Origin of the sequence: Halopseudomonas xiamenensis (assembly GCF_014219065.1) — a bacterium.
Lineage (GTDB): Bacteria > Pseudomonadota > Gammaproteobacteria > Pseudomonadales > Pseudomonadaceae > Halopseudomonas > Halopseudomonas xiamenensis.
Window position 1 is genome coordinate 25,209 of sequence record NZ_JACLGO010000014.1, and the last position, 25,355, is coordinate 50,563.

A 25,355-nucleotide genomic window follows, 5' to 3' on the forward strand; every position below is an offset into this window, starting at 1 on the left:
CATGCTGATCGAGTAGCAAGGAGCAGGCCAGCTGCTACTCCATGTCGTATTTATCCATCCAGTTACTCAGCGTCTGCTGACTCTTCAGGCCAAGCAAAGCCGCTGCGCGGGTTTTGTTGCGCCCGGTGATATCCAGCGCCTGGGCTATGTAATGTCGCACCAACCCCCCTACCAACACTTGTATATCAATGCCTTGGCTCACATCACGAGCAAGAATGTCGGTATCTTTATTCGGCACGGAGAAGAGTGCCCGCTGCAACTCCATCGCCTCGATGGTATCACCATGACACCAGAGCGCAGCCCTGAGCAAGGTTGCCTGCATCTCCCGCACATTTCCCCGCCACGGCTGATGGATAATAAGATTCTTTGCACCAACCGAAAGTACCTTACTTTGCAGTGACGGATCTTCCTGGCCGATAGTGGCAAGCAGGGCATCCGCCAGCAACAGCAGGTCCCCAGCCCTTTCCCGCAGCGGCGGCAGATGCAACCCCCCCACCGCCACCCGGTAGAACAGGTCTTCCCGGAAACGGCCTTCTGCAACGTCGAGCATAAGGTCTCGGTGGGTGGCGGCTATTATTCTTACGTCTACTCGCTGCTCCACACTGGAGCCGACCGGCATGCATGTTCCTTCCTGCAGCACCCGCAACAATCGCACCTGAACATCCGGACTCAGCTCGCCGAACTCATCCAGAAACAGGGTGCCGCCGTTGGCCTGCTGAAATACACCGGGGCGATCGGACACAGCGCCGGTAAAGGCACCCTTACGGTGTCCAAAAAGGATGGAGTCAATCAGTTCGGCGGGTATCGCACCGCAATTGATCGGTACAAAGGGAGCGTCTGCGCGCGGCCCGGCGTTGTGGATGGCTCTGGCAAACAACTCCTTGCCTGTGCCCGTTTCACCATAAATGAGTACCGGCACTGTCTTCTGCGCGAGGATCTGGGCCTGCTCCTTGAGCCGCTGCATGGTGCTGTTCTGGGTGAGGATGCTGTCGAACGCCGCATCCACCGGTACCGAACGCGTCGCCAGACGGGCAATTTCATCACTGCTGATGATATTGGCTGCCGGAACATATTCCGCCGCTATCTCGAAGGGGATATCTATCTGCTGCGCACCCTGCTCCCGCGACGACTGGTAAAAGATGGCCGGATATCGTGTCTTGCCCAGCAGAATCCAGACAGCCTGCATGGCTGCAGTGCCGGGGCTGAGCAGAATGGCAAGCTTCTCACCCTGCTGCTGCAAACGCTCCAGATGGCGACTGGCGGCGTTATGTATCTCGCCGAAATGGACAGGCGAACTCAGATCTTCGCAGTGCAGAGCAACCGGCACGCCGGTCTGCTGGATAAGCCAGTCGCGGTACGCTTCCGCCTGCGCAGCAGGATAGGACGACAGCAGCTCCAGACGCCGGAAAGGGAATGCCTGCAGTGTCGACAGAACCGGCCCGGAAGGACCATCGCTCAAGGCATTGAGGTCATTACCACCCAGCCAGCAAACCAGTACCACCCCAGCTTCTGTCATGACTCTCCCTTTCAGTCGCCAGCTGAACTTTCCGGTGCATTGAGCTGCTCATCCGGCACGTACTCAACCAAGTCCTCAACCTTACAGTTGAAGTAACGGCATAGTCCATCAAGATGATCGGTGCTGAGTGCTGAAGTCCCGTCGGTTGATCATTTTCGACAACGCCACACGGTGAGCCCCCGCGCCCTCCGCAACCTCAGCAATAGTGATGCGCCTCCCTTCCTCAAATGCCCTGCGAGCAGGGTCACAGGTTCGAATTCTGTCGGGGCGACATTTTTCCTTCCAGCCTGTCTTAAGTGGATAACCCACAAATTTAGATATTTATAAACAGCGGCAGCAATTTTGGTTCGCATGATTCACCGCCTCGACCGAAGAGCTGTACGCAAGTCCCACAAACTGGCGAAGGCGGCGCAAGGTCCCTGCCAATGAAGGCCTCCCACAGATCGCAGGCCGCCTCCGAAGGATCAACCAAGCAGATCCCTCAGCGCCGCCTCCAGCTCGGCATGGCGAAACTCGAAACCCAGCGCCTGCAGACGTTCCGGCTGCAGATGCTGGCCGCCCAGCAACATACCGGACAGCTCGCCCAACATGGCCTGTAACGCAAAGGCCGGCAGCGGCAGCAATGCCGGCCGGTGCACAACCCCGGCCAGGCAGCGGGTAAACTCGATGTTGCGCACCGCTCCGGGCGCACAGGCGTTATAGGCACCGCTGGCATCGGGGTGGCGCAGCAGGAAAGTCAATTGCCGCCACCTCATCCTGCAGATGAATCCAGGGCATCCATTGCTGCCCGCTGCCGATGCGCCCGCCCAAGCCCAGGCGGAACAGTGGCAGCAGCCGGGCCAGGAACCCTTTGCCGTCCGCCAGCACCGGTGCCGTGCGCACCAGCACCACGCGCAGACCCAGCGCCTCGGCGCGCAATGCGCTTTGCTCCCAGTCCATGCACAGCTGACTGGCAAAGTCCTTGCTGGCCGGCGGACCGTCCTCATGCAACAGCTGTTCGCCGCCATCGCCGTACCAACCGGTGGCGGAGCCGGAAACCAGTGTGGCTGGCGGTTGTGACAGCGTGCCCAGCCAGCGGACCAGTCGGTCGGTCAGCTGGATGCGGCTATCCCGCAGTTCAGCCTTGCGTTTGCTGGTCCAACGCCGGTCGGCAATGGGCGCACCGGCCAGATTGATGATGGCGTCCAGCCGGATATCACCCAGTTCCTCCAGCGTAGCCACACCACGTACGCCGCTGCCGCACAGCCGGGCCACCTGTTGCGGGCGGCGACTGTAGACGATCAGTTCATGGCCCTGCTTCAGCCAGAGCTGGCACAGCGCCTGGCCAATCAGCCCGGTGCCGCCGGTCAACAAGATACGCATATCGCTTCCTCCGGTTGTGGTCAGTGGCAAGATACGGGGCAGCCTTCGCTGCTCGGCCATCGCCAGCAACGGCGGCTTACTGTGATGCTAGTATTGCGCTGGCTGCGGCATTTTCAATAATCAGACGGCCAATATGCCAATAGGCTTGCACCATTTGCTGATTAACCACCTGGCGCAGCTGATGTCGTGCCTGCTGGATAACACCGGCAATGGCGATGTACAGGGTTTCTGCCGTTAGATTCTGATTATTCATGGGTGACTTCCTGTCTTATGAAAGGTTTGAGCACCGCCAACACTCAGCCGCTGACCAATGCCTGCATCAACTCGACTCGCAACTGTGCACCATTCTGGTCATTGACGCGGTGCCCAGCATTGGCGACTTTGCCCACCGCCGGGATATCGATGCCAGCATAACGAGCATAGCGCCCTTTCTGCGTACCGTAATGCAGCAGGTTGGCGGCGATGACCAGGTCCACATAGTCGGGCTGGGGATTACCGGTCTCGCGCAGAATGGATTCGTGCCAGCGAGCCATCTGCACCAGTTCGTCAGGCATCTGCCAATGGCGCAGCAGCATGGCCCCGACATGGGGATGCAGCATCAGTTCGAATTGCAGCCGCTCCAGTGGACTCAACTCCGGCTGGCGTTGCAGAAACTCACGCAAAGGCAACTTGCCGATATCGTGCAGCAGTCCACCCAGGGCAGCCAGCTCAGCATCAAGATGAGGAAAGGGCTCTGCCAGGCAATGACACAAGGCACTGATATGCACGCCCCCGGCAACGAAACCGCGCAGCCGCTCCCTGTTGCCACCCCCGCTCTGCATGGTCTGCAGTACCGCCAACTGCGTGACCAGCGAGCGCACCAGGTTCATCCCCAGACAGGCGACCGCCTGTTTCAGGGAGGTAATGGGCACTCCCCGCCGCAGCAATGAGCTGTTGGCCACCTTCATCACCCGGGCAGCAATACCCGCATCCCGCGCGATCTCCCGTTCCAGCTCGGCGAAGGTGGTACTGTCCATGGTAGTGAGCGTGCGCACCCGCAATGCCACCTCCGGCAGGGAGGGCAGGATCAGCCGGTTGGCCGCGACCTCTGCCTCCAGGAGCCTGAAGATGTGCCTGGCCCGCTCTTTCACCTCGGTTGTCCTTTTCATTGATAGGCTTTGCGGCTGCTCACCGAGCAGCCGCGCTACCGTGACGTCTGAGCAACCCCGGCGTGCTGCCCCAGTGACGACGGAAGGCATGGGTCAGTGCGCTCTGGCTTGAGAAGCCGACCTGTTCCGCTATGCAGCCCAGCCCCAGGCGGGTATGCAGTATCAGTTCACGAGCACGTTCCAGGCGGGCCTGCAATACATAGTGCGCGGGTGTCCTGCCCGTCGCCTGGCGGAATATCTGATGAAAGTGACCGGTACTGACACAGGCCACCTGTGCCAGCTCCGCTACCGTCAAGGGCGCAGCCAGGTGCTGCTGGATATAGGTTTCCAGCTGAACCAGGTCCAGACGCTGCCTTGGCGGGGGAAGACGCGGTGCGGGCTCAAACAGGCGTTGATGCAGACTGGAAACGATAACCTGGGCCATGCCCTCTGCCGCCAGTGCGGACTCCTGCCACAGGCTTTCTTCCTGATCGACAAAGCTCAGCAGCAGGCGCAGGCTGGCATCGGCGGTAAAGTAGCGCGGCCGATCAAACAACCGCTCCAGCTCCGGCATGGAAGGATTGTAATGGTCAAGCACCACATGGCGATTGTCCCCCTTGCCCTGGTAGAAGTGCACTTCGCCCGCCGGCACCAGGCAGCCGTGCATGGCATCCACCCGGCCACCGTGGCCGGCAATCTCGAACTCGGCCTGGCCGGACAGGGCAATCACCATCTGATGCCAGGGGTGGTCATGGTGCATACCGCTGGTCGGTAGCGTGCACTGACGGATTCTGGCCTGCATATCCAGTTCCTTTTCCCCCAAGTCTGTAACGGTCAACTATAGTGAGATCTGACACATTTTGACACCATCAACCCCAGTGAGGCGCCCTGAGGTTTCCGAGCCTCGAGCAAAAACAACCGAGTTCTGATCAAGACAGCGTCCGCCCCGTCCCGCCACACTGCTGATCAAAACCAAAAATACCAAGGTACACACCATGCCTTTACCTCATCCGCTGCATGATCAGAACAGACAACGACACGGTACCGCTGACGAACTGCTGCATCCCGATCTGGATCAGCAGAGCCTGCAGCAACTGGCCCGACAGATCAGCCAGCATTACATGGTGGATGAAAATACCCTGATGCCGGAGCTGATCCAGCTGCTCGATCATCAGCCAGCCCACATTCAGCAGCTTCACCAACGCACCGCCGAGCTGGTCGAGCGGGTACGCAACCAGGGTGATGCCATAGACAGCCTGGATCAGCTGCTGCAGCAATACAGCCTCGACACCCAGGAAGGCGTGCTGCTGATGTGCCTGGCCGAAGCGCTGCTGCGCATCCCCGACTCACGCACCGCAGAAGCGCTGATTCGCGACAAACTGTCGGTGGCTGACTGGAAAAGCCATCTGGGACAGAGCGATTCGCTGCTGGTCAATGCCTCTACCTGGGGGCTGATCCTGACCAAGGGCGTGGTGAAGATGGACCCGCGCGACGACCAGCCGGTGCCGGTGCTCAATCGCCTGGTCAGCCGCATGGGTGAACCGGTTGTGCGTCAGGTCATGTCCCATGCTATGAAACTGATGGGGCACCAGTTCGTGCTGGGCCGCACCCTGCCTGAGGCCCTGGCCAATGGCAAACCGCTGTTCAAGCAGGGCTACACCTACTCCTTCGATATGCTCGGCGAAGCGGCACGCACCCGTGAGGATGCCCAGCGTTACTTCGCTGCCTACCTGGATGCCATCGAGCGCGTCGGCCAGGCCGGCGCCAAGGTCACCGCCGCGGCCCCCGCACCCTCCATTTCGATCAAGCTGTCCGCCCTGCACCCGCGCTACGAGCGCAGCCAGCGTGACAGGGTACTGAAGGAACTCGGCGATACCCTGGCCCAACTCGTGGCCCGTGCCCGTGAGCTGGATGTCGCCATCACCCTGGATGCCGAAGAGGCGGACCGCCTGGAGCTGTCACTGGAGGTGCTGGAGCAGGTCTATCGTCAGCATGCCAAGGGCTGGGGCAAGCTGGGCCTGGTGGTCCAGGCCTACTCCAAGCGAGCGTTGCCGGTACTGCACTGGCTGACCCGCCTGGCTGCGGAGCAGGGCGACGAGATTCCCGTGCGCCTGGTCAAGGGCGCCTACTGGGATACTGAAATCAAGCTGGCACAGATCGAAGGGCTCGCCGACTATCCGGTGTATACCCGCAAGGCCAATACCGATATCGCCTACCTGGCGTGCGCCCGCTACCTGCTCTCGGATATCACCCGTGGCCGCCTGTTTCCCCAGTTCGCCACCCACAACGCCCATACCATCATCTGCCTGCTCGACATGGCCGGCAACCGGCCCCTCGAGTTCCAGCGCCTGCATGGCATGGGTGAGGCGTTGTACAAGCAGGCCCTGAAGCTGGCGCCAGCGGGCAGCTACTGTCGCATCTACGCCCCGGTGGGGGCGCACAAGGACCTGCTGCCCTATCTGGTACGCCGCTTGCTGGAAAACGGCGCCAACTCGTCCTTTGTGCATCAGTTGGTCGATGAGGATGTGCCAGTGGCGCAACTGGCCCGCCATCCGCTGGAGGCGCTGGCCGGCAAGGCAGCCTATCGCAACACCAGCATTCCCCTGCCCCATGACCTCTATGGCCCACGCCGCCCGAATGCCAAGGGCCTGAACCTGATGATCAATAGTCAGCTCGACCCTCTGCTGCAGGCCATGCAGACCTGGGATCGGCATCAGTGGCAGGGCGGCCCCCTGCTGGCCCAGTCTGTCACAGCCAAACCGGGGCCAACCCAGGCCGTGGCCAGTCCCTTCGACCGCCAACAGCAGGTCGGGCAGATCCAATGGACCAGCCCTGACCAGGTGCGGCAGGCACTGGATGCCGCCGCACTGGCCTTTGCGCGCTGGAACGCCGTTGCGGTGGCGGAACGCGCCGCCGGCCTGCGCCGTCTGGCCGATCTGCTGGAGATGCACTTTGCCGAGCTGATGGCACTCTGCGCCCGTGAGGCCGGCAAGCAGCTCAAGGACGGTGTTGCCGAGATCCGCGAGGCAGTGGACTTCTGCCGCTACTATGCCGATCAGGCCGAGCAGAAGATGGGCCAGCCAACCCGGCTGCCGGGTCCGACCGGCGAGTCCAATGAACTCTATCTCTCAGGCAAGGGCGTGTTTGTCGCCATCAGTCCGTGGAACTTCCCGGTGGCCATCTTCCTTGGCCAGGTGGCGGCGGCCGTTGTCACCGGCAATACGGTACTGGCAAAACCCGCCGAGCAGACCTCGCTGGTGGCCCACCGCTGTATCGAGCTGCTGCATGAGGCCGGCATTCCGCGGGATGTAGTGCAGCTGGTGCCCGGCTCCGGCAAGGAACTCGGCCCCCTGCTCACCAGTGATCCGCGCGTGGTCGGTGTGGTGTTTACCGGTTCGACCGCGACGGCGCAACAGATCAACCTCGGCCTGGCCCAGCGCCAGCATGGCCCGCTGGCGACCCTGGTGGCTGAAACCGGTGGTCAGAACGCCATGCTGGTCGACTCCACCGCCCTGCCGGAACAGGTGGTCGCGGATGTGCTGGAGTCATCTTTTGCCAGCGCCGGACAACGCTGTTCCGCCTTGCGGGTACTGTTCCTGCAGGAGGATATCGCTGACAAGGTGGAAGAGTTGCTGGCCGGGGCCATGCAGGAACTGCAGCTGGGTGACCCGCGTGACCTGGCCACCGATGTCGGCCCGGTGATCGACAGCCAGGCCAGGCAGAAACTGCAGGCGCATATCGAGCATTACCGCCAGCAAGGCCGGGTACTGGCGGCCACCTCGGTGCCTGATGCATGGCGGGCGCAGGGCGAGTTCGTGGCTCCAGTTGCGCTCAGGCTGAACAGCATCGATGAGCTGACCGCGGAACATTTCGGTCCCGTGTTGCACATCGTTCGCTACCGGGCGACAGATATCGGCCAGGTTATCGACAGCATCAACCGTTGCGGCTATGGCCTGACCTTTGGCATTCAGAGCCGCAATGAAGGTCTCGCCGCCGACATCGAACGTCGAATTCGCGTGGGCAATGTGTATATCAATCGCAATATGATTGGTGCTGTCGTGGGCGTTCAACCCTTTGGTGGCATGGGGCTTTCCGGTACGGGCCCCAAGGCGGGCGGGCCGCATTACCTGCTGCGCTTTGTCACCGAGAAAACCCGTACCATCAATACTGCGGCCATCGGTGGCAATGCCAGCCTGCTGGCGCAAGGCGATGACTGAACCTGTGCCCATCGTCTCCCCTTCTACAAGGAGCTGTTGCAATGCTGGATAACAACAATAATCCCTGCCCCACCCGCGGGGCCTCCCCACAGCAGAGGGCATTCCCATGACCGACCAGACTTATCAGTTGATCGCCATCGGCCTGTACTTCGTGACCATGCTGGGCATCGGTTACTACGCCTATTTCAAGACCACCGACCTGGACGACTACATGCTCGCCGGGCGCAAGCTCTCGCCGGGGGTCGCCGCGCTGTCCGCCGGGGCGTCGGACATGTCCGGCTGGCTGCTGATGGGGCTACCCGGGGCTATCTACGCATCGGGCCTGGTGGAAGCCTGGATCGCCATTGGGCTGACCGTTGGCGCCTATCTCAACTGGCGTTTCGTGGCACCACGGCTGCGCTCCTACACGGAAGTATCCAACAACTCGATCACCCTGCCGAGCTTCATGGAGAACCGTTTCAAGGACAAGACCCGCCTGCTGCGCATCACCTCCGGCATCATCATCCTGGTGTTCTTCACCTTCTACGTGTCCTCCGGCATGGTCGCTGGCGGGGTGTTCTTCGAGGCGTCGTTCAATACCCACTACCTGTTCGGCATGCTGCTGGTGGCCGGCATCACCCTGACCTATACCCTGTTCGGTGGTTTTCTCGGCGCCTCCCTGACCGACGTGGTCCAGGGCCTGCTGATGCTGGCCGCGCTGATTGTCGTCCCGATCATCACCGTCTTCAGCATGGGCGGTCTGGGCGAGACCATCGATGCCATCAATGCCGCTGATGCCGCGCACAACCTGGCCAACCCGGGTGCCGAACTGCACCGTACTTCCCTGCTGTTCGGTGGCAGCCTGCTGGCAATCATCTCGGCCGCGTCCTGGGGCCTGGGGTACTTCGGCCAGCCGCACATCATCGTGCGCTTCATGGCGCTGCGTTCATCCGCTGACGCCAAGGCCGGTCGCCGGATCGGCATCGGCTGGATGATTCTGGTCGCCAGTGGTGCGGTGTTCACCGGCCTGATCGGCGTTGGCTATTTCCATGCCAGCGAGCGCACCCTGAACAATCCGGAAACCGTATTCCTGCTGCTATCGCAGATCCTGTTCCACCCACTCATCGCCGGGATGGTGCTGGCAGCGGTGCTGGCCGCCATCATGTCCACCGTTTCCTCGCAACTGATCGTCTGCTCCTCGGCACTGGTCGAAGACCTGTACAAGATCATTGGCAAGGAGCTGACGGCCCAGCAGCAGGTTCGTCTCGGACGCCTGGGTGTACTGGCAGTCGCCGTGGTAGCCGCGCTGCTGGCCATCGACCCGCGCTCCAACATTCTCGGGCTGGTCGCCTTCGCCTGGGCAGGCTTCGGTGGCGCCTTCGGCCCGATCATCCTGCTGTCGCTGTTCTGGCGCCGGCTCACCGCCATGGGCGCTCTGGCCGGGATGATCACCGGCGCCGTGGTAGTGGGCATCTGGGGCTATATTCCCAGCCTGCAGGCGCTGATGTACGAGATCGTACCCGGCTTCCTGGCCTGTACCCTGGCCGCCGTGGTGGTTTCACTGCTGATGCAGCCCCGCCACAATGAAGAAATCCAGGCCGAATTCAACACCATGGAGTCGCATCACTGAACCAGGCCATGCCCGCGCCTGCCCAGCGGCAGGCGCAGGGTCTGCAACAGCAGGCTGAGCATGATCAGCGGTATTCCGATCCAGCCCACCGGTGAGAGCCATTCACCCACGATCAACACCGCCAGCAGCACGGCAACCACAGGCTCAAGCAGCGTGATCAGGGTTGCGGTGCTGGCGGCGATGTATCTCAAGCCATAGCTGAAGCACAGGTAGCCGCCGAACATCGGCACCAACGCCATGTACAGCGCCACGCCCGCATTGCTCGCCGTGGCGAACAGGTTCTGCCCGGTGACCAGCAGCGTTGGCAGCAAAAGCATGGCGGCCAGCCCGAACATGCTGGCCATGGCCGCCTTCGAGTCCACGCCCTGCTCGATCATATGCCTGGCCACCCAGGAATAGACTGCATAGCTCAACCCGGCCAGCAACCCCAGCCCCACCCCCAGGTAGGACATGAGCGAAGTGCTCTCGGTAGCGGATACCGGCTGTTGCCCCAGCGCCAGCAACACGATTCCCGCCGCCCCGATCACAAAACTGAGGCCCCAGCGCAGGGATATCCGTTTCCGGCTGAAAAGACACTCCAGCATCACGGTGAACAGGGGAGCACTGGCAATGGAGATCACCGTGCCGATGGCGACACCGGACAGTCGCATGGAGCTGTAGAAGGCCAGCGGATAGACAGCGACGGACAACCCGCCGAGCAGCAGGCTGAGGCGATGGCGACGCAACAGCGCCCTGTCGCGCAGCAGTTCGCTCAGCGCATTCATGACCAGCAGGATACCGCCGGCGCCCATGGCGAACGCGCCTATGGCCAGGGCGCTGACATCCGGGGCAAAGGTGGCTGCGGTGCCCGTGGTGCCCCAGATGACACTGGCCGCGATGATGGCGACAACGCCACGGGAATACTGCTCTTGTCGACTCATGATGCACCTGGCAAAGCACTGGTTTGCGATACCGGCATTGTATGGGTCGAGAGACCCCGGCTTTGTGCTGAAAGGACGCTCTTTGCTGCTGATCAGACGGATCAGGGGGCGAACCGGGTCGGTGACATGCCGAAACAGGCGGAGAAACGCCGGCTGAATGCCGACACATCGGTATAGCCGACCTGCTCGGCAATCCGCTGAATCGAGTAGTCGGTGTGCTGCAACAACGCCCTGGCCCTGTCCATGCGCATCTGGGTCAGATACTGCATCACCGTCATGCCAACCTGCTCGCGGAACAGCTTCTTGCACTGCGTTTCACTGAGGCAGGCAACCCGGGCCAGCTCGTGAATCGCCAGTCTCTGCTCCAGCCGTTCAGCCATGTAGCGCAGCACCCGGCGAATCCTCTGGTCGACCTGGGGCATCAGGCGCTGCTCGGCCAGCAGTTGGGCAAAGACCTGGGATATCGACTGCTCCAGCTCCGGGTTGAGCTGGTGCTGCAACTGCGCTTCGATGAAGTCCAGATAGCGTATCAGCGGTGGACTGATCGAGAACACCGCCGGGCTGCTGCCCGCCAGGTTGCCCGGCAGGCTATCCATGTCGGCAACAACGAACCGGGCCTCGGTATCCGCCGTGAAGTGATGCTGCTGCCCGCGCCGGATCAGTACACTCTCGCCAGGAGCGACATTCCCGCTATAGGCCTCGAACTCGATCTCGATGACCCCGCGCAGCGGCAGCACCAACTGGTGGAAGTCATGGGCATGCCCATGGCGCTGGCGGCTGTAGGATCGTATGGAAAGGTGGGTGGCCACAGGCTGCATCTCTTGAACATGGCACCGGCAAACTCAGCAACCGGATCATCTCGATGAAAAACAAATTTAACAAATTGCCGCCCAGTGCATAAGCTGCCTTCACTGGCCCACAAAATCAATGATAACCAGAGGCACCAGAGCATGAGCTATCACTCTCTCGACTTCGACCTCGGCGAGACCATCGACCTGCTGCGCGACTCGGTCCAGCAGTTCGCCCAGGCCGAGCTGGCCCCCCGCGCAGCGCAGATCGACCGCGACAACGCCTTCCCCATGGACATGTGGCGCAAGTTCGGTGACATGGGCCTGCTGGGCATGACCGTGGACGAGGAATATGGTGGCACCAACCTGGGCTACCTGGCCCATGCCGTCGCCATGGAGGAGATCAGCCGTGCCTCCGCCTCGGTCGGCCTGTCCTACGGTGCGCACTCCAACCTGTGCGTGAACCAGATCCACAAGAACGGCACCCGTGAGCAGAAGCTCAAGTACCTGCCCAGGCTGTGCAGCGGCGAACACGTCGGCGCCCTGGCCATGAGCGAGCCCAATGCCGGCTCCGACGTGGTGTCGATGAAGCTGCGCGCCGACAAACGCGGTGACCGTTACATTCTCAACGGCAACAAGATGTGGATCACCAACGGGCCGGACGCCGACACCTACGTGATCTATGCCAAGACCGACCTCAACGCCGGTTCCAGGGGCATCACCGCCTTTATCGTCGAGCGCGATTTCAGGGGCTTCTCGCGCCAGCAGAAGCTGGACAAGCTCGGCATGCGCGGCTCCAACACCTGCGAGCTGGTGTTCGAGGATGTGGAAGTACCGGAGGAAAACATTCTCGGCCAGGAAGGCCAGGGCGTGGCGGTGCTGATGAGCGGCCTGGACTACGAGCGCACCGTGCTCTCCGGTGGCCCGGTCGGCATCATGCGTGCCTGCCTGGACGTGGTGGTGCCCTATGTGCACGAGCGGCGCCAGTTCGACCAGGCGATCGGCGAGTTCCAGCTGATCCAGGGCAAGCTGGCCGACATGTATACCGGCATGAGCGCCTCCAGGGCCTATCTCTACAGTGTCGCCCGGGCCTGCGACCGCGGCCGGGAGTCGCGCAAGGATGCCGCGGCGGTGATCCTCTATACCGCTGAAATGGCTACCAAGATGGCACTGGACACCATCCAGATCCTCGGCGGCAACGGCTACACCAACGACTACCCGGCTGGTCGCCTGCTGCGCGATGCCAAGCTCTACGAGATCGGCGCCGGCACCAGCGAGATTCGCCGCATGCTGATCGGTCGCGAACTGTTCAACGAAACGAAATAACGGCAGCTGCAAGCCGCAAGCGACAAGCTGCAAGCAAGAGCCCCGCTGCTCTCTTGCTGCTTGGGGCTGGTAGCTTGCAGCTCATGGAGAAGACATGATCCTGCCTACCCAGATCAACACCCGCTCGCCTGAGTACACCGCCAACCAGGCAGCGATGCTCAGCCAGGTCAACGAATTGCGCTGCCTGCTCGCCCACATCCATGAAGGCGGCGGCACCAAGGCCCAGGAACGCCACAGGTCGCGTGGCAAGCTGCTGCCGCGCGAGCGTATCAATCGCCTGCTGGATGTCGGCGCGCCCTTCCTCGAGATCGGCCAGCTGGCCGCCCACGAGGTCTATGGTGAGGACGTGCCAGCCGCCGGCGTGGTCGCCGGCATCGGCCGGGTCGAGGGCGTCGAATGCATGATCGTGGCCAACGACGCCACGGTCAAAGGCGGCAGCTACTACCCGCTGACCGTCAAGAAGCACCTGCGTGCCCAGGCCATCGCCCAGCAGAACCGCCTGCCCTGCCTCTACCTGGTGGACTCGGGCGGGGCCAACCTGCCGCGCCAGGACGAGGTGTTTCCCGACCGCGAGCATTTCGGGCGCATCTTCTTCAACCAGGCCAATATGAGCGCCATGGGGATTCCGCAGATTGCCGTGGTCATGGGCTCCTGCACCGCCGGCGGGGCCTATGTACCGGCGATGAGCGACGAGACCATCATGGTGCGCAATCAGGCCACCATCTTCCTTGCCGGCCCGCCGCTGGTGAAAGCCGCCACCGGCGAGGAGGTCAGCGCCGAGGAGCTGGGCGGTGCGGATGTGCACTGCAGGATCAGTGGTGTGGCCGACCATTACGCGGAAGACGACGAGCATGCGCTGGCCCTGGCCCGCCGCTGCATCGCCAACCTGAACTGGCGCAAGCAGGGCCAATTGCGCAGTCGCGCTCCGCTGCCCCCGCGCTACGCTGTCGAGGAGCTGTACGGCATAGTGCCGGCTGACAGCAAGCAGCCGTTCGATGTGCGCGAGGTGATCGCCCGGCTGGTCGATGACAGCGAGTTCGATGAGTTCAAGGCACTGTTCGGCGCTACCCTGATCTGCGGCTTCGCCCACCTGCACGGCTATCCGGTCGCCATTCTGGCCAACAACGGCATCCTGTTCGCCGAGTCGGCGCAGAAAGGTGCGCACTTTATCGAGCTGGCCTGCCAACGCGGTATCCCGCTACTGTTCCTGCAGAACATCACCGGCTTTATGGTCGGCAAGAAGTATGAAGAGGGCGGCATCGCCAAGCATGGCGCCAAACTGGTCACCGCGGTGGCCTGCGCCCAGGTGCCGAAGTTCACGGTGATCATCGGTGGCAGTTTCGGTGCCGGCAACTATGGCATGTGCGGCCGCGCCTACGACCCGCGCTTTCTGTGGATGTGGCCAAATGCGCGCATCGGCGTGATGGGCGCCGAGCAGGCAGCCGGGGTGCTGGTGCAGGTCAAACGCGAGCAGGCAGCCCGTTCTGGCGAATCTTTCTCCGCCGAGGAGGAAACGCGCATCAAGCAGCCGATCGTTGCCCAGTACGAGCAGCAGGCGCATGCCTTCTATTCCAGTGCGCGGCTGTGGGATGACGGGGTGATCGATCCCGCCCAGACCCGTGACGTTCTCGGCCTGGCGCTGTCCGCCAGCCTCAATGCCCCGATCGAACCGACCCGGTTCGGCGTGTTCCGGATGTGAGCCATGACCGATTTCAATACCCTGCAGCTGGAACATGATCCGCGTGGCTTCGCCACCCTGTGGTTGAACCGCCCGCAGAAGAACAATGCCCTCGACGCCGAGATGATCGGCGAGGCGATCCGTGCCGTGCATTTGGTCAATGCCGATCCGCAGTTGCGCTTCCTGCTGTTGCGCGGGCGTGGCAAACACTTCTCCGCCGGTGCCGACCTGGCCTGGATGCAGGCCTCGGCCAGGCTGGATTACCAGGCCAACCTCAATGATGCCCATCAGCTGGCAGAATTGATGTACACCCTGCAGGCACTGAGCATACCGACCCTGGCGGTGGTCCAGGGTGCGGCCTTCGGTGGTGCGCTGGGATTGATCAGTTGCTGCGACATGGCGATCGGCGCCACCGATGCGCTGTTCTCACTGTCCGAGGTGCGCATCGGGCTGACACCCGCGGTGATCAGCCCCTTCGTGGTCCAGGCCATCGGCCAGCGCGCCGCACGCCGCTACGCGCTGACCGCCGAGCGTTTCGATGGCCAGCGTGCCCGCGAACTGGGCCTGCTGGCGGAGGTCTTCCCCAGCGCCGAGCTGGATGTGCAGGTCGAAGCCTGGGTCGCCAATCTGCTGCTCAACAGCCCGCAGGCCATCCAGGTGACCAAAGAGCTGTTGCGGGAAGTCGGCAATGGCACGCCCAGCCCGGCCCTGCGCAGCTATACCGAACAGGCCATCGCCCGCATTCGCGTCAGCCAGGAGGGCCAGGAAGGGTTGAATGCCTTTCTAGAGAAGCGCACCCCATCCTGGCAGGAGAAAACACCATGAACATCCGGCATATCGATACCCTGCTGGTGGCCAACCGTGGCGAGATCGCCTGCCGGGTCATGCGCACCGCCAGGGCGCTGGGCCTGAAAACCGTGGCGGTACACAGCGCCACCGACGCCCAGGCCCGGCACGTGCGTGAAGCCGACCTGGCGGTGAACCTGGGCGGCGCCAAGCCGGCTGACAGCTATCTGCAGATCGACCGCATCATCGATGCGGCCAGGGCCAGTGACGCCCAGGCCATCCACCCCGGCTACGGTTTCCTGTCCGAGAACGCCACTTTTGCCCGGGCCATCGAGGCCGCCGGCCTGATCTTCCTCGGCCCGCCCGCCGCTGCCATCGACGCCATGGGCAGCAAGTCCGCTGCCAAGGAGCTGATGGAGAAAGCCGGCGTGCCCCTGGTGCCCGGCTACCACGGCGAAGTCCAGGACCTGGAGACCTTCCGCACCGCGTCAGAGCAGATCGGCTATCCGGTGTTGCTCAAGGCTGCCGCCGGCGGTGGTGGCAAGGGCATGAAGGTGGTCGAGGCCCCGCAGCATCTGGCTGACGCCCTGGCTTCGGCCCAGCGTGAAGCGCTGGCAGCCTTCGGTGATAGCCGCATGCTGGTGGAAAAGTATGTCTTGCAGCCGCGCCATGTGGAAATACAGATATTTGCCGATAGTCATGGCAACTGTCTGTATCTCAATGAACGCGACTGCTCGATCCAGCGCCGCCACCAGAAAGTGGTGGAAGAAGCCCCCGCCCCCGGTTTGAGCGATGAACTGCGCCAGGCCATGGGCGAGGCGGCGGTCAAGGCCGCCCAGGCTATCGGCTATGTCGGTGCCGGCACCGTGGAGTTTCTGCTGGACGCCCGTGGCCAGTTCTTCTTCATGGAGATGAACACCCGGCTGCAGGTCGAGCACCCGGTCACCGAGGCCATCACCGGCCTCGATCTGGTCGACTGGCAGATTCGTGTGGCGCGCGGCGAAGCCCTGCCCATGACTCAACAGCAGGTACCGCTCCACGGCCATGCCATCGAAGTGCGCCTGTATGCCGAGGATACCGAGCAGGACTTCCTGCCCGCCTCCGGCACCCTGGAGCTATACCGCGAACCTGCTGCCGGCCCGGGACGCCGGGTCGACAGCGGCGTGGTCGAGGGCGACAGCATCTCGCCGTTCTACGACCCCATGCTGGCCAAGCTGATCGCCTGGGGCGAGACCCGGGAACAGGCGCGTCAGCGCCTGCTGGCCATGCTCGAGGATACCGCCGTCGGCGGTTTCGCCAGCAACCTGGCATTCCTGCGCCGGGTCATTGCCCACCCGGCGTTTGCTGCTGCCGAGCTGGATACCGGCTTCATTGACCGGCACCAGCCGCAGTTGCTGCCCGCCATCGGAGAGCTGTCGGACAGCTTCTGGCAACTCGCCGCCGAAGCCTGGCGTCAGAGTGAAACAGCGCCAGGCTGCCCGGAGGATAGCCATTCCCCCTGGCAGGCCAGCACCGGCTGGCGCGCCGGCCTGCCCAGCGAGACCGACCTGCATCTGGCCTGTGGCGACCAACGCCGCAAGGTGCAATTGCGCGGGCCGGCACAGGCGCAGCTGCGCGGCGAACGGCTGTGGTTTGCGCGCCTGGCCCCGACCTTTGACGATGCGCCGGCGCACAGCGCACAACGTCATTGCGAGCCCGCAGGGCGCGGCAATCCAGCACTCGCCGGCGACTCCGCAGCCTTGGATTGCCACGTCGCTGCGCGACTCGCAATGACGGGCGCGGCGGATGCGGGCAAGTCCGGGGGGATGCGTCAGTCAGTCCAGGCTATCCGCCGCGGCGCGGCACTCTACCTGGAATGGCAAGGCGTCCTGCGCGAGGTGCGCCGCGTCGACCCGATCGCCGAGGTACAAGGCAACCATGCCCACCCGGGCGGACTGGCTGCACCAATGAACGGCAGCATCGTGCGCGTACTGGTCGAGCCCGGCCAGGCCGTAGAGGCCGGTACCACCCTGGTGGTGCTGGAAGCCATGAAGATGGAGCATGCCATCCGGGCGCCCCGCACGGGTGTGGTCAGCGCCCTGTATGGCAGTGAAGGCGAGCTGGTGGCCGAGGGTACCCTGCTGGTCGAACTGGAAGAACTGGAAGAGGAGCAGTGACGATGAACGCGCCCCTCCCACAACGGGTACGCCTGGTCGAGGTCGGCCCGCGCGATGGCCTGCAGAATGAACAGCAACCGATCAGCGTGGCCGACAAGGTACGCCTGGTCGATGACCTGAGCGCCGCCGGCCTGGAGCATATCGAGGTGGGCAGCTTCGTCTCACCCAAGTGGGTACCGCAGATGGCCGGCAGCCATGAGGTGTTCGCCGGCATCGCCCGCCGGCCGGGAGTTACCTACGCCGCACTGACACCCAACCTCAAGGGTCTGGAAGCCGCACTGCAGAGCGGCGCCGATGAAGTCGCGGTATTCGCCTCGGCGTCGGAAGCATTCTCGCAAAAGAACATCAACTGCTCGATCGCCGAGAGCCTGCAGCGCTTCGTTCCGGTGCTGGAGACCGCCCAGCGGCATGGTGTACGGGTACGCGGCTACGTTTCCTGCGTGCTGGGCTGCCCCTATGAAGGCGAGGTGGCGCCACAGGCGGTGGCCAGCGTGGCCCGCGAGCTGCATGCCATGGGCTGCCACGAGATATCGCTGGGCGACACCATCGGCGTCGGCACCGCCGGCGCCACCCGGCACCTGTTCGAAGTAGTCGGCCGCGACCTGCCCCGCGACCAACTCGCCGGCCACTTCCACGACACCTACGGCCAGGCTCTGGCCAATATCTATGCCAGCCTGCTGGAAGGCATCGCGGTATTCGACGCCTCGGTCGCCGGCCTCGGTGGCTGTCCCTATGCCGCCGGCGCCAGCGGCAATGTCGCCAGCGAGGACGTGCTGTACCTGCTCAATGGCCTGGGCATCCATACCGGTGTCGACCTCGACCGGCTGCTGACCGCCGGGCAGCGGATCTGCCAGGTGCTGGGACGGGAGAACGGCTCGCGGGTAGCCAGGGCACGGTTTGCTGGCCCACGGTGAGGTAGCCAACCGCGAACTCTGCGACCATGGGCTAATATCTGATGGGCACGTCCCGTGTTAGCCTGAGGAGTCCTGCAGTAGAGCGACTGACAGAGCGTCACCCCACATACAACGAGGTCAATAAATGCTCATTTTCTTTGCCAGCCTTGCCATACTCATTCTCGGCTACAAGTTCTACAGCCCCTTCGTCGAAAAACAAGCGGGCATCGATCCTGCAGCGATGACGCCCCAGCAGCGTCTGCACGATGGCGTGGACTACGTTGCCATCAGCCCGGCGCGGGCATTCCTGATCCAGTTCCTGAACATCGCAGGCATCGGCCCCATTTTCGGCCCTATCCTCGGTGCCCTGTACGGCCCGATCGCGCTGGTCTGGATCGTCATCGGCAACGTGGTCGGCGGCGCGGTGCATGACTACTTCTCCGGGGTCATGAGTCTGAAGGAGGATGGCAAGAGCCTGCCCGAGATTGCCGGTCACTACTACAACGTGATCTTCAAGGGCTTCATGCTGGTCTTCACCTGCATGCTGCTGTTCTTCGTGGGTGTGGTTTTCATCATGAGCCCGGCCGGCCTGCTGAGTAACCTGTCCTATTTCGAAGGCACCTTCCTGGCGGGCAATACCTTCTGGGTGCTGGTGATCCTCGCCTACTACTTCTTCGCCACCCTGCTGCCCATCGACAAGATCATCACCAAGCTGTACCCGCTGTTTGGCCTGCTGATGATAGTGATGACCACCCTGGTGGCGCTGGCGCTGCTGTTCGAGGCGCCCCACCTGCCGCAGGTGGGCGATATCTTCGATTACTTCCACGGCCACCATGAGCACGACTTCCTGGCCCCCAACCCCGATGGCCTGCCGATCTGGCCATTGTTGTTCCTGACCATCACCTGTGGTGCCATCAGCGGCTTCCACTCTACCCAGTCACCCATGATCGCCCGCTGCCTGACCAACGAGAAATACGCACGGCCAGTATTCTATGGCGCGATGATGTGTGAAGGCATCGTCGCCTGTGTCTGGGCGACCGCAGGTATCGCGGCGTTCCCCGGTGGCTATCCCGAGCTGAAGGCCATGCTGGACCAGGGTGGTCCGGGCCTGGTGGTGAATCATATCGCCACCGGCTATCTGGGTGTCTTCGGTGGTGTCATGGCCATCCTGGCGGTGGCCATCTTCCCGATCACCTCCGGTGATACGGCGTTCCGCTCATTGCGCCTGACCATTACCGATGCGTTCAACATTCCCCAATCGGCCATGCGCCGACTGGCGCTGGCCGCCCCCTTGCTGGGCGTGGCCTATCTGATGACGCTGCTGGACTTCTCGTTGATCTGGCGCTACTTCGCCTTCTCCAACATGCTGCTGTCGACCAGCGTGTTGTGGCTGGCCACCAAGTACCTGCTGGACAGGGGCACCTTCCACTGGATCGTCAGTATCCCGGCCGTGATCGGCACCGCCATTACCGTTTCCTATATCGCCACCGCCGGTATCGGCCTCAACCTGCCGATGGAATACAGCAAGCCGATCGGTATCCTGATCGCCGCAGCCTGCTTTATCGGCCTGGTGATTCAACACAATAAGCGCGGCTCCAGTGCCTATGCAGGGCCGGGCGCATGAAAGCAGGCGTAACCCACAGGTACAAATAGCCAGGTGCGCGGAGCCACTCAGCCAGAGTCAGGCTCCGCCAACACCCGCCTCTTCGCGCCCTGAGCCACCTGCCCCTGCCTCAACAACCAGTCCAGCGCCTCATCCCAGAAGGGTTGTGCCTCGCTGCGGAAATAACCCATATGCCCGATCGCCGGCTGGCCCGCCGCCGGCTCGATGTCGTAAACGGTCTGCGGCGCGTTGCGATAGCCCTTGGCGAAGGCATCCCGCGACCGGGGCGGCGCCCAGGGGTCGTCGCGGGAGGTGACGAAGGCGCAGGGAGTGCGTACGGCGGCGTAGCGCTCATGCACCTCGGGCATGTCCGGGTCATCGAAATAATAGTGGGGGAACCGGCACCAGCGCTTCCAGTCGCGATAGACACCGCGAGGCAGGTCATCGCCCATACCCAGCAGGCTCCAGGCCATGTAGCCTTTCCAGGCGACGATGGCCGGCATGATGAGGTTCCAGAACAGGCGGATCTTCAGCGCTTCGCCCCGGGGCATCCAGCCGGCCCAGCCGGCACCGGTGCCAAAGGTGTAGCAGGCGGTGAGCCGGTCATGGTTGGGCAGCATGCCGATGGCGTGGCCGCCGAAGGAATGACCGACCCAGTACAGCGGCAAGTCGTCCTGGCTGAGCAGGTCCACCGCGGCCGGCAGATCCTTCTGCGGCCAGTCCAGGTAGTCCATCTCGAATCCTTTCAGCGAGGCGGGGCGCGATTCACCGGTGCCGCGATAATCGATGGTCAGCACATTGAAGCCCCGCTGGGCGGCGTACTCGGCGAACCGGCGGTAGAAGCGCTGCGGCACGCCAGTGCCGCCGGCGACCAGCAGGTTGCCCCTGGCCTGCCCCTGGGCCTGGAAGCGCGTAGCGCCCAAGCGGTAGCCGTCACGGGCCTCGATGCTGATCTTCTCGCAGCGGATATCCGCCTGGGCGATGCTGGAAGCGCTACTCATGGCCTGGTCCCATTGTCTGCTGTTGTTATCGGCGCATTCGATCTACCTGCGGAGCGGAGATCAAACGACCGTTTGATTCCACTAAGCTAGAGTATCCCTGCCGCGCAGTCAAACCGCAGGAGCCGGGCCTGCTTCCTTGAACACGACCCATAGCGCGTTGGTTCGCCCGCTGACGAAGCCGGCCTGGCCACCGGCGTTCTCCACGATACGACGCACGATGGCCAGCCCGAGACCGGTACCGGCGCTACCCTGGCGCCCCTTGCGAAAGCGCTGGAACATCGCCTCCTGTTCCGCCGCCGGCACACCCGGCCCCTGGTCGGCCACTTCCAGGGCAATACCATCGGCGCGGCGATACAGGCTGAGCTGGACGCTGCCGGCGCCATGTTCCAGGGCATTGTCCAGCAGGTTGACCAGGACTTCGCGCAGCTCATCGGCATTGCCCCGGCACAGCAGTCCATCTTCGATACGGACCTCGATGGCCCGCCCCTGCGCTTCGAACAGCGGTAGCAGCGAGGCCGCGACTTCCCGGCTCAGGCGCGACAGGTTGGTCTGCTGCGGCGGGCCACCGCGCTCGGCTGCACCCTCCTGGCGCGCCAGCTCCAGCAGCTGGCCGACCAGCCGACGCATCTGGCGCATCTCGGTTTCCAGGGTCGGCCAGTCCAGCTCGCCACTGCGGCGCGCGTCCTGCAGCCGCAGGTCGAGTACCGTCAGCGGCGTGCGCAATTCATGCGCAGCATCGGCGATGAAGCGGCGCTCGGCCTGGTAGGCGTGCGCCAGGCGATCCAGCGCGCAATTGGCCGCGGCGGCCAGCGGGTGGAACTCGCCGGGCAGGCCCTGCAGCGGTATGCGCCGTGCTGGTGTGTCCGGGCCGATGCCCTGCGCCAGGCGCGCCGCCCGGCGTACCGGGCGCAGGGTCCAGTTGAGCAGCAGCAGGATCAGCAGGATGCACAGCAGCCCCAGCGGCAGCATCAGCACCAGGCTGTGGCGCAGGCGATCGAGCAGCAGTTCGTCGAGCATGGCGCGCTCGGCCTGGTCATTGCGCGAGACCATCAGGATCGCCCCGTCCGGCAATCTTACCGGCGCATTGATACTCTCGCCGCCGTAGGCGCTCCAGCGCCACCAGGATGACTCACGCGACAGCAGCTTGGTACGCAGGCGGCGCGGCCGTTCCATGTAGTCGGCATAGCCGAGCAGCTCTCCGTCCGCCGCATACAGGGTGTATTCCATCTCGCCGCCGGCATGCTGGCGCGGCAGCACATCCAGTGGCTGATCGCTGGTGAAGCCCTCGCTGACCGCCCCGGCCTGGATCAGCAATACCGCACGGCGCAACTCATCCCGGGTGCCATAGATGTGCATGGCGGAGACCCCGAAGCCCAGCACGAATACCAGCGACAGGGCGATCAGGGTGCGGCTGCGCAGGCTGCGTCCAGGCAGGGCAATCGCCACCCTCGTCAGGTTGGTGTCAGCTGATGATGGCATATTCGCCGCCGACCAAAGTGAGAATACCTATCATTTGTATTACTTCTTACAGGGAATGACCTGCGCATGCCAGCACAAACCAACCACAGCTACAAGATATTTCCGCCCGCCGCCCTTGCTCTGGCGATTGCCGCGGCGCCGGCACAGGGTGCCGAACCGGGCACAACCGAGACCGTCCAGCTCAGCAATATGGTGGTGACCGCCGCCGGCTATGAGCAGCAACTGATCGACGCACCGGCTTCCATCACGGTGATCGGCAAGGAAGACCTGGAAGGCAAGTATTACCGCGACGTCACCGATGCACTGCAGGACATTCCCGGGGTGTCCATCGAGGGTGGTGCCGGCGGCAAGCTGGAAAGCACCAGCATCAACATTCGCGGGTTGGGCGAGTCCTATACCCTGTTCCTGATCAACGGCAAGCCGCTGGGTGCCTCCACCGAGGCCTATTACAACGGCTTTGGTTCAGCCACCCAGGTCGGCTGGCTACCGCCACTGTCCGCCATCGAGCGCATCGAAGTGATTCGCGGGCCGATGTCCTCCCTGTATGGCTCCAGCGCGCTGGCCGGGGTGATCAACATCATCACCAAGGAAGTCGGTGACCAGTGGAGCGGGCGCCTCAGCCATGACCGGCTGTTTCATGAGGACAGCGATGCCGGCGGCTCGCAGCAGACCAACTTCTACCTCAGCGGCCCGCTGGTTGCCGAGCGCCTGGGGCTGACGCTGTTCGGTTCCCAGTACCAGCGCGACGAGGACAGGATCCAGGGCGGCTATACCGACAAGGAGCGCATCGACGGTACCGCCAAGCTCAACCTGGTGCTCAATGAGGCCAACAGCATCGAGCTGGAGGCCGGCCGCGCCGAGCACGACAACGAGCGTACTGCCAAATCCGGCGCGCCGGGCGAGATGAACAATATCCGCACCCACTACGGGCTGACCCACAAGCTGGACTGGGGCAACGACTTCGAGACCCGCAGCTTCGTCATCAACGAAGAGGTCGAGATCGAGAACGGCAGCGTCGAGTCGCAGTACAGCAGCACCCTGGTCAATACCAAGACCGTGCTGCCGCTGAGCAACCAGACCCTGACCCTCGGCGGTGAATACAAGTGGGAGACCACCGACCATGACGCCAGCCGCTTCTACGGCCGCGCCGACAATCTGGAACTGGAGCGCTGGCAACGCGCGCTGTTCATCGAGGACGAGTTCCATGTCACCGATGACCTGTCGATCACCGGCGGGCTGCGCTATGACGAGAACGAACATTACGGCGAAGAACTGATCCCGCGCCTGTATGCGGTGTACCGGCTGACCGACGAGTGGGTGGTCAAGGGCGGCGTGAGCGGTGGCTACAAGTCGCCGACGCTGAAGCAGTCCGACCCCAATATCGTCGAGAATGCCGCGCGCAGCCGCGCCTTCGACATGGGCAACGCCGACCTCAAGCCCGAGAGCAGCATCAACTATGAAGCCGGGCTGATGTGGGATGCCGCCAACGGTATCAACTCCGGTGTCACCGTCTACTACACCGAGTTCGAGGACCAGATCGGCAAACGCATCATCTGCGATACCCGCGACGGATCCGATCCGGTGTGCGACGTTAATGGTGTCACCCGCGAATACATCAATCAGTACATCAACCATGACTCGGCTGAGCTGCGCGGCGTGGAGCTGTTCTTCAACGTGCCACTGGGCCCGGTACAGCTGAAGACCAACTACACCTATTCGGACAGCGAGGTCACCGACTCCAAGGACTCGCCGGAAAGCGTCGGCCAGCCGTTCAACAACCTGCCCAGGCACATGTTCAATGTCGGCCTGGACTGGGCCGCCACCGATGCACTGGGGCTCTGGGCCAAAGCCCGCTACAAGAGCAAGACCGTGGAAGACAGCGACAGCCGCATCCCCTCCTACACCCTGGTGGATGTCGGTGGGCTGTACCGGCTCAGCGACAGCTTCGACGTCTATGCCGGGCTGTACAACCTGTTCGACAAGGAGGTCACCGCCGAGGATTACGGCAAGACCCTGGATGGGCGCCGGCTGAACGTCGGTGTGGCGTTCAATTTCTGAGTGCCTGGGCCGGGGCCGGCGCCAGCCGGTAACCCAGCCCGCGCAGGGTCTCGATGCCGCTGTCGGCGCCAGCTGCCACCAGCTTGCGCCGCAGCCGCGAGACCAGCGCTTCGATAGCATTCGGCGTCACCGCCTCGCTCAACGAATACAGGCGATCCTCCAGATGATCCTTGACCACCACCCGCGGCGCGTTGCGCAGCAGCTCCTCGAGCAGTGCCAGCTCGCGCTTGGACAGCAGCATCGGCCGCGTGCCGACCAGCACGTCGCGGCTGTCGCGGAAGAACGACAGGTTGCCCAGCTGCAGGCAGCTCTCGTTGCGCGGCCCGGCGCGACGCAACACCGCACGCAGGCGCGCCTCCAGCTCCGGCATGGCGAAGGGTTTGAGCAGGTAGTCGTCGGCCCCGGCATCCAGGCCGGCAACCCGGCGCTCCAGCGAATCGTAGGCGGTGAGGATGATGCAGGGCAGGTCGCCGTTGCGGGTCGAGTCACGCGCCGCCAGCAGCGACAGGCCATCCATGTCCGGCAGGCCGAGATCGAGCAGCATGGCGTCGTAGCGGCACAGCCGCAGCATCGCCAGGGCCTGCTGTCCATGCTCGGCCACATCCACCACAAAGCCACTGCGCTGCAGGTGTTTCAACAGCAGATCACGCAGCGCCGGATGATCTTCAACGACAAGCAGTTTCATGCATTTCACGCGGCAGGGAGCCTTGTCAGGCTCCGGTCAGTTGGAAAGGGGATAGTCATGTGTAAAGAATGTAACAAAATGCTTATGATTAGTATTCTTATTTGTATAGTAAGCCGCTTTTTCCCAACTGCTGCCCGTTTCGCCGCCAGCC

18 protein-coding genes and 2 pseudogenes are annotated in these 25,355 nt (G+C 63.2%); 9 read left to right on the forward strand and 11 right to left on the reverse strand.

Going from position 1 to position 25,355, the window contains the following annotated elements:
• Positions 1-34: 34 nt before the first annotated feature.
• The 6 genes and pseudogenes from H6X51_RS10945 to H6X51_RS10970 form a co-directional block, all read right to left on the reverse strand.
• On the reverse strand, positions 35-1,516 hold the full coding sequence (locus H6X51_RS10945; protein WP_185267566.1) for a sigma-54 interaction domain-containing protein: 1,482 nt from the start codon (positions 1,514-1,516) through the stop codon (positions 35-37).
• An 11-nt stretch (positions 1,517-1,527) separates the two neighbouring features.
• Positions 1,528-1,638 (reverse strand): annotated as a pseudogene (locus tag H6X51_RS20430) (helix-turn-helix domain-containing protein); the annotation flags it as partial.
• Positions 1,639-1,980: 342 nt separating this feature from the next.
• Positions 1,981-2,878 (reverse strand): annotated as a pseudogene (locus tag H6X51_RS10955) (TIGR01777 family oxidoreductase).
• A gap of 76 nt (positions 2,879-2,954) precedes the next feature.
• Positions 2,955-3,131 carry a DUF1016 N-terminal domain-containing protein gene (locus tag H6X51_RS10960; protein WP_185267567.1) on the reverse strand — a complete coding sequence of 59 codons (177 nt, stop codon included), beginning with the start codon at positions 3,129-3,131 and terminating at the stop codon, positions 2,955-2,957.
• Between the two features lie 43 nt (positions 3,132-3,174).
• Complete coding sequence (locus H6X51_RS10965; RefSeq protein WP_185267568.1) at positions 3,175-4,026, reverse strand: HDOD domain-containing protein; 852 nt, start codon at positions 4,024-4,026, stop codon at positions 3,175-3,177.
• A gap of 19 nt (positions 4,027-4,045) precedes the next feature.
• Positions 4,046-4,807, reverse strand: coding sequence for an AraC family transcriptional regulator (locus H6X51_RS10970; RefSeq protein WP_221627318.1), 762 nt, complete (start codon positions 4,805-4,807; stop codon positions 4,046-4,048).
• 193 nt (positions 4,808-5,000) lie between these two features.
• Between H6X51_RS10970 and putA the strand changes: the two genes are divergently transcribed.
• Together putA and putP are read left to right on the forward strand one after the other, a co-directional pair.
• Positions 5,001-8,222, forward strand: coding sequence for a bifunctional proline dehydrogenase/L-glutamate gamma-semialdehyde dehydrogenase PutA (gene putA / locus H6X51_RS10975; RefSeq protein ID WP_185267569.1), 3,222 nt, complete (start codon positions 5,001-5,003; stop codon positions 8,220-8,222).
• 106 nt (positions 8,223-8,328) lie between these two features.
• On the forward strand, positions 8,329-9,831 hold the full coding sequence (gene putP, locus H6X51_RS10980) for a sodium/proline symporter PutP (protein WP_185267570.1): 1,503 nt from the start codon (positions 8,329-8,331) through the stop codon (positions 9,829-9,831).
• Here putP and H6X51_RS10985 read toward each other — a convergent pair.
• Positions 9,825-10,751, reverse strand: coding sequence for a DMT family transporter (locus tag H6X51_RS10985; protein ID WP_185267571.1), 927 nt, complete (start codon positions 10,749-10,751; stop codon positions 9,825-9,827). The genes putP and H6X51_RS10985 overlap by 7 nt on opposite strands.
• Positions 10,752-10,852: 101 nt before the next feature.
• Positions 10,853-11,560 carry an AraC family transcriptional regulator gene (locus tag H6X51_RS20330; RefSeq protein WP_185267572.1) on the reverse strand — a complete coding sequence of 236 codons (708 nt, stop codon included), beginning with the start codon at positions 11,558-11,560 and terminating at the stop codon, positions 10,853-10,855.
• A gap of 141 nt (positions 11,561-11,701) precedes the next feature.
• Between H6X51_RS20330 and H6X51_RS10995 the strand changes: the two genes are divergently transcribed.
• From H6X51_RS10995 to H6X51_RS11025, 6 genes are all read left to right on the forward strand, one after another.
• Positions 11,702-12,865, forward strand: coding sequence for an isovaleryl-CoA dehydrogenase (locus H6X51_RS10995; RefSeq protein ID WP_185267573.1), 1,164 nt, complete (start codon positions 11,702-11,704; stop codon positions 12,863-12,865).
• A gap of 94 nt (positions 12,866-12,959) precedes the next feature.
• A complete protein-coding gene (locus tag H6X51_RS11000) occupies positions 12,960-14,564 on the forward strand; it encodes a carboxyl transferase domain-containing protein (RefSeq protein WP_185267574.1) in 1,605 nt (534 codons plus the stop codon).
• A gap of 3 nt (positions 14,565-14,567) precedes the next feature.
• Complete coding sequence (locus H6X51_RS11005; protein WP_185267575.1) at positions 14,568-15,368, forward strand: gamma-carboxygeranoyl-CoA hydratase; 801 nt, start codon at positions 14,568-14,570, stop codon at positions 15,366-15,368.
• Entirely contained in the window at positions 15,365-17,485 is a 2,121-nt protein-coding gene (locus H6X51_RS11010; RefSeq protein WP_235991312.1) for an acetyl/propionyl/methylcrotonyl-CoA carboxylase subunit alpha, read from the forward strand. Before H6X51_RS11005 ends, H6X51_RS11010 begins: the two co-directional genes overlap by 4 nt.
• Positions 17,486-17,487: 2 nt before the next feature.
• Entirely contained in the window at positions 17,488-18,399 is a 912-nt protein-coding gene (locus H6X51_RS11020; RefSeq protein WP_185267576.1) for a hydroxymethylglutaryl-CoA lyase, read from the forward strand.
• A 124-nt stretch (positions 18,400-18,523) separates the two neighbouring features.
• Positions 18,524-20,002 carry a carbon starvation CstA family protein gene (locus H6X51_RS11025; RefSeq protein ID WP_185267577.1) on the forward strand — a complete coding sequence of 493 codons (1,479 nt, stop codon included), beginning with the start codon at positions 18,524-18,526 and terminating at the stop codon, positions 20,000-20,002.
• A gap of 47 nt (positions 20,003-20,049) precedes the next feature.
• Here H6X51_RS11025 and H6X51_RS11030 read toward each other — a convergent pair whose 3' ends face one another.
• Positions 20,050-20,982, reverse strand: coding sequence for an alpha/beta hydrolase family protein (locus H6X51_RS11030; RefSeq protein WP_185267578.1), 933 nt, complete (start codon positions 20,980-20,982; stop codon positions 20,050-20,052).
• 108 nt (positions 20,983-21,090) lie between these two features.
• Positions 21,091-22,461 (reverse strand): sensor histidine kinase, encoded by a 1,371-nt coding sequence (locus H6X51_RS11035; protein ID WP_185267579.1) that lies wholly within the window; start codon positions 22,459-22,461, stop codon positions 21,091-21,093.
• Between the two features lie 66 nt (positions 22,462-22,527).
• Between H6X51_RS11035 and H6X51_RS11040 the strand changes: the two genes are divergently transcribed.
• Complete coding sequence (locus H6X51_RS11040; RefSeq protein WP_185267580.1) at positions 22,528-24,519, forward strand: TonB-dependent receptor domain-containing protein; 1,992 nt, start codon at positions 22,528-22,530, stop codon at positions 24,517-24,519.
• Here H6X51_RS11040 and H6X51_RS11045 read toward each other — a convergent pair.
• The gene (locus H6X51_RS11045) at positions 24,509-25,204 is read right to left on the reverse strand and encodes a response regulator transcription factor (RefSeq protein WP_185267581.1); all 696 of its coding nucleotides are present in this window, start codon (positions 25,202-25,204) and stop codon (positions 24,509-24,511) included. The two genes, H6X51_RS11040 and H6X51_RS11045, sit on opposite strands and share 11 nt — an antisense overlap.
• Positions 25,205-25,355 lie beyond the last annotated feature (151 nt).

What these genes read in the sequence shown, in the direction of transcription:
- H6X51_RS10945 (WP_185267566.1), bottom strand. Translation starts at nt 1,516, where the DNA reads ATGACAGAAGCTGGGGTGGTACTGGTTTGCTGGCTGGGTGGTAATGAC.
- H6X51_RS10960 (WP_185267567.1), bottom strand. Translation starts at nt 3,131, where the DNA reads ATGAATAATCAGAATCTAACGGCAGAAACCCTGTACATCGCCATTGCC.
- H6X51_RS10965 (WP_185267568.1), bottom strand. Translation starts at nt 4,026, where the DNA reads ATGAAAAGGACAACCGAGGTGAAAGAGCGGGCCAGGCACATCTTCAGG.
- H6X51_RS10970 (WP_221627318.1), bottom strand. Translation starts at nt 4,807, where the DNA reads ATGCAGGCCAGAATCCGTCAGTGCACGCTACCGACCAGCGGTATGCAC.
- putA (WP_185267569.1), top strand. Translation starts at nt 5,001, where the DNA reads ATGCCTTTACCTCATCCGCTGCATGATCAGAACAGACAACGACACGGT.
- putP (WP_185267570.1), top strand. Translation starts at nt 8,329, where the DNA reads ATGACCGACCAGACTTATCAGTTGATCGCCATCGGCCTGTACTTCGTG.
- H6X51_RS10985 (WP_185267571.1), bottom strand. Translation starts at nt 10,751, where the DNA reads ATGAGTCGACAAGAGCAGTATTCCCGTGGCGTTGTCGCCATCATCGCG.
- H6X51_RS10995 (WP_185267573.1), top strand. Translation starts at nt 11,702, where the DNA reads ATGAGCTATCACTCTCTCGACTTCGACCTCGGCGAGACCATCGACCTG.
- H6X51_RS11000 (WP_185267574.1), top strand. Translation starts at nt 12,960, where the DNA reads ATGATCCTGCCTACCCAGATCAACACCCGCTCGCCTGAGTACACCGCC.
- H6X51_RS11005 (WP_185267575.1), top strand. Translation starts at nt 14,568, where the DNA reads ATGACCGATTTCAATACCCTGCAGCTGGAACATGATCCGCGTGGCTTC.
- H6X51_RS11010 (WP_235991312.1), top strand. Translation starts at nt 15,365, where the DNA reads ATGAACATCCGGCATATCGATACCCTGCTGGTGGCCAACCGTGGCGAG.
- H6X51_RS11020 (WP_185267576.1), top strand. Translation starts at nt 17,488, where the DNA reads ATGAACGCGCCCCTCCCACAACGGGTACGCCTGGTCGAGGTCGGCCCG.
- H6X51_RS11025 (WP_185267577.1), top strand. Translation starts at nt 18,524, where the DNA reads ATGCTCATTTTCTTTGCCAGCCTTGCCATACTCATTCTCGGCTACAAG.
- H6X51_RS11030 (WP_185267578.1), bottom strand. Translation starts at nt 20,982, where the DNA reads ATGAGTAGCGCTTCCAGCATCGCCCAGGCGGATATCCGCTGCGAGAAG.
- H6X51_RS11035 (WP_185267579.1), bottom strand. Translation starts at nt 22,461, where the DNA reads ATGCCATCATCAGCTGACACCAACCTGACGAGGGTGGCGATTGCCCTG.
- H6X51_RS11040 (WP_185267580.1), top strand. Translation starts at nt 22,528, where the DNA reads ATGCCAGCACAAACCAACCACAGCTACAAGATATTTCCGCCCGCCGCC.
- H6X51_RS11045 (WP_185267581.1), bottom strand. Translation starts at nt 25,204, where the DNA reads ATGAAACTGCTTGTCGTTGAAGATCATCCGGCGCTGCGTGATCTGCTG.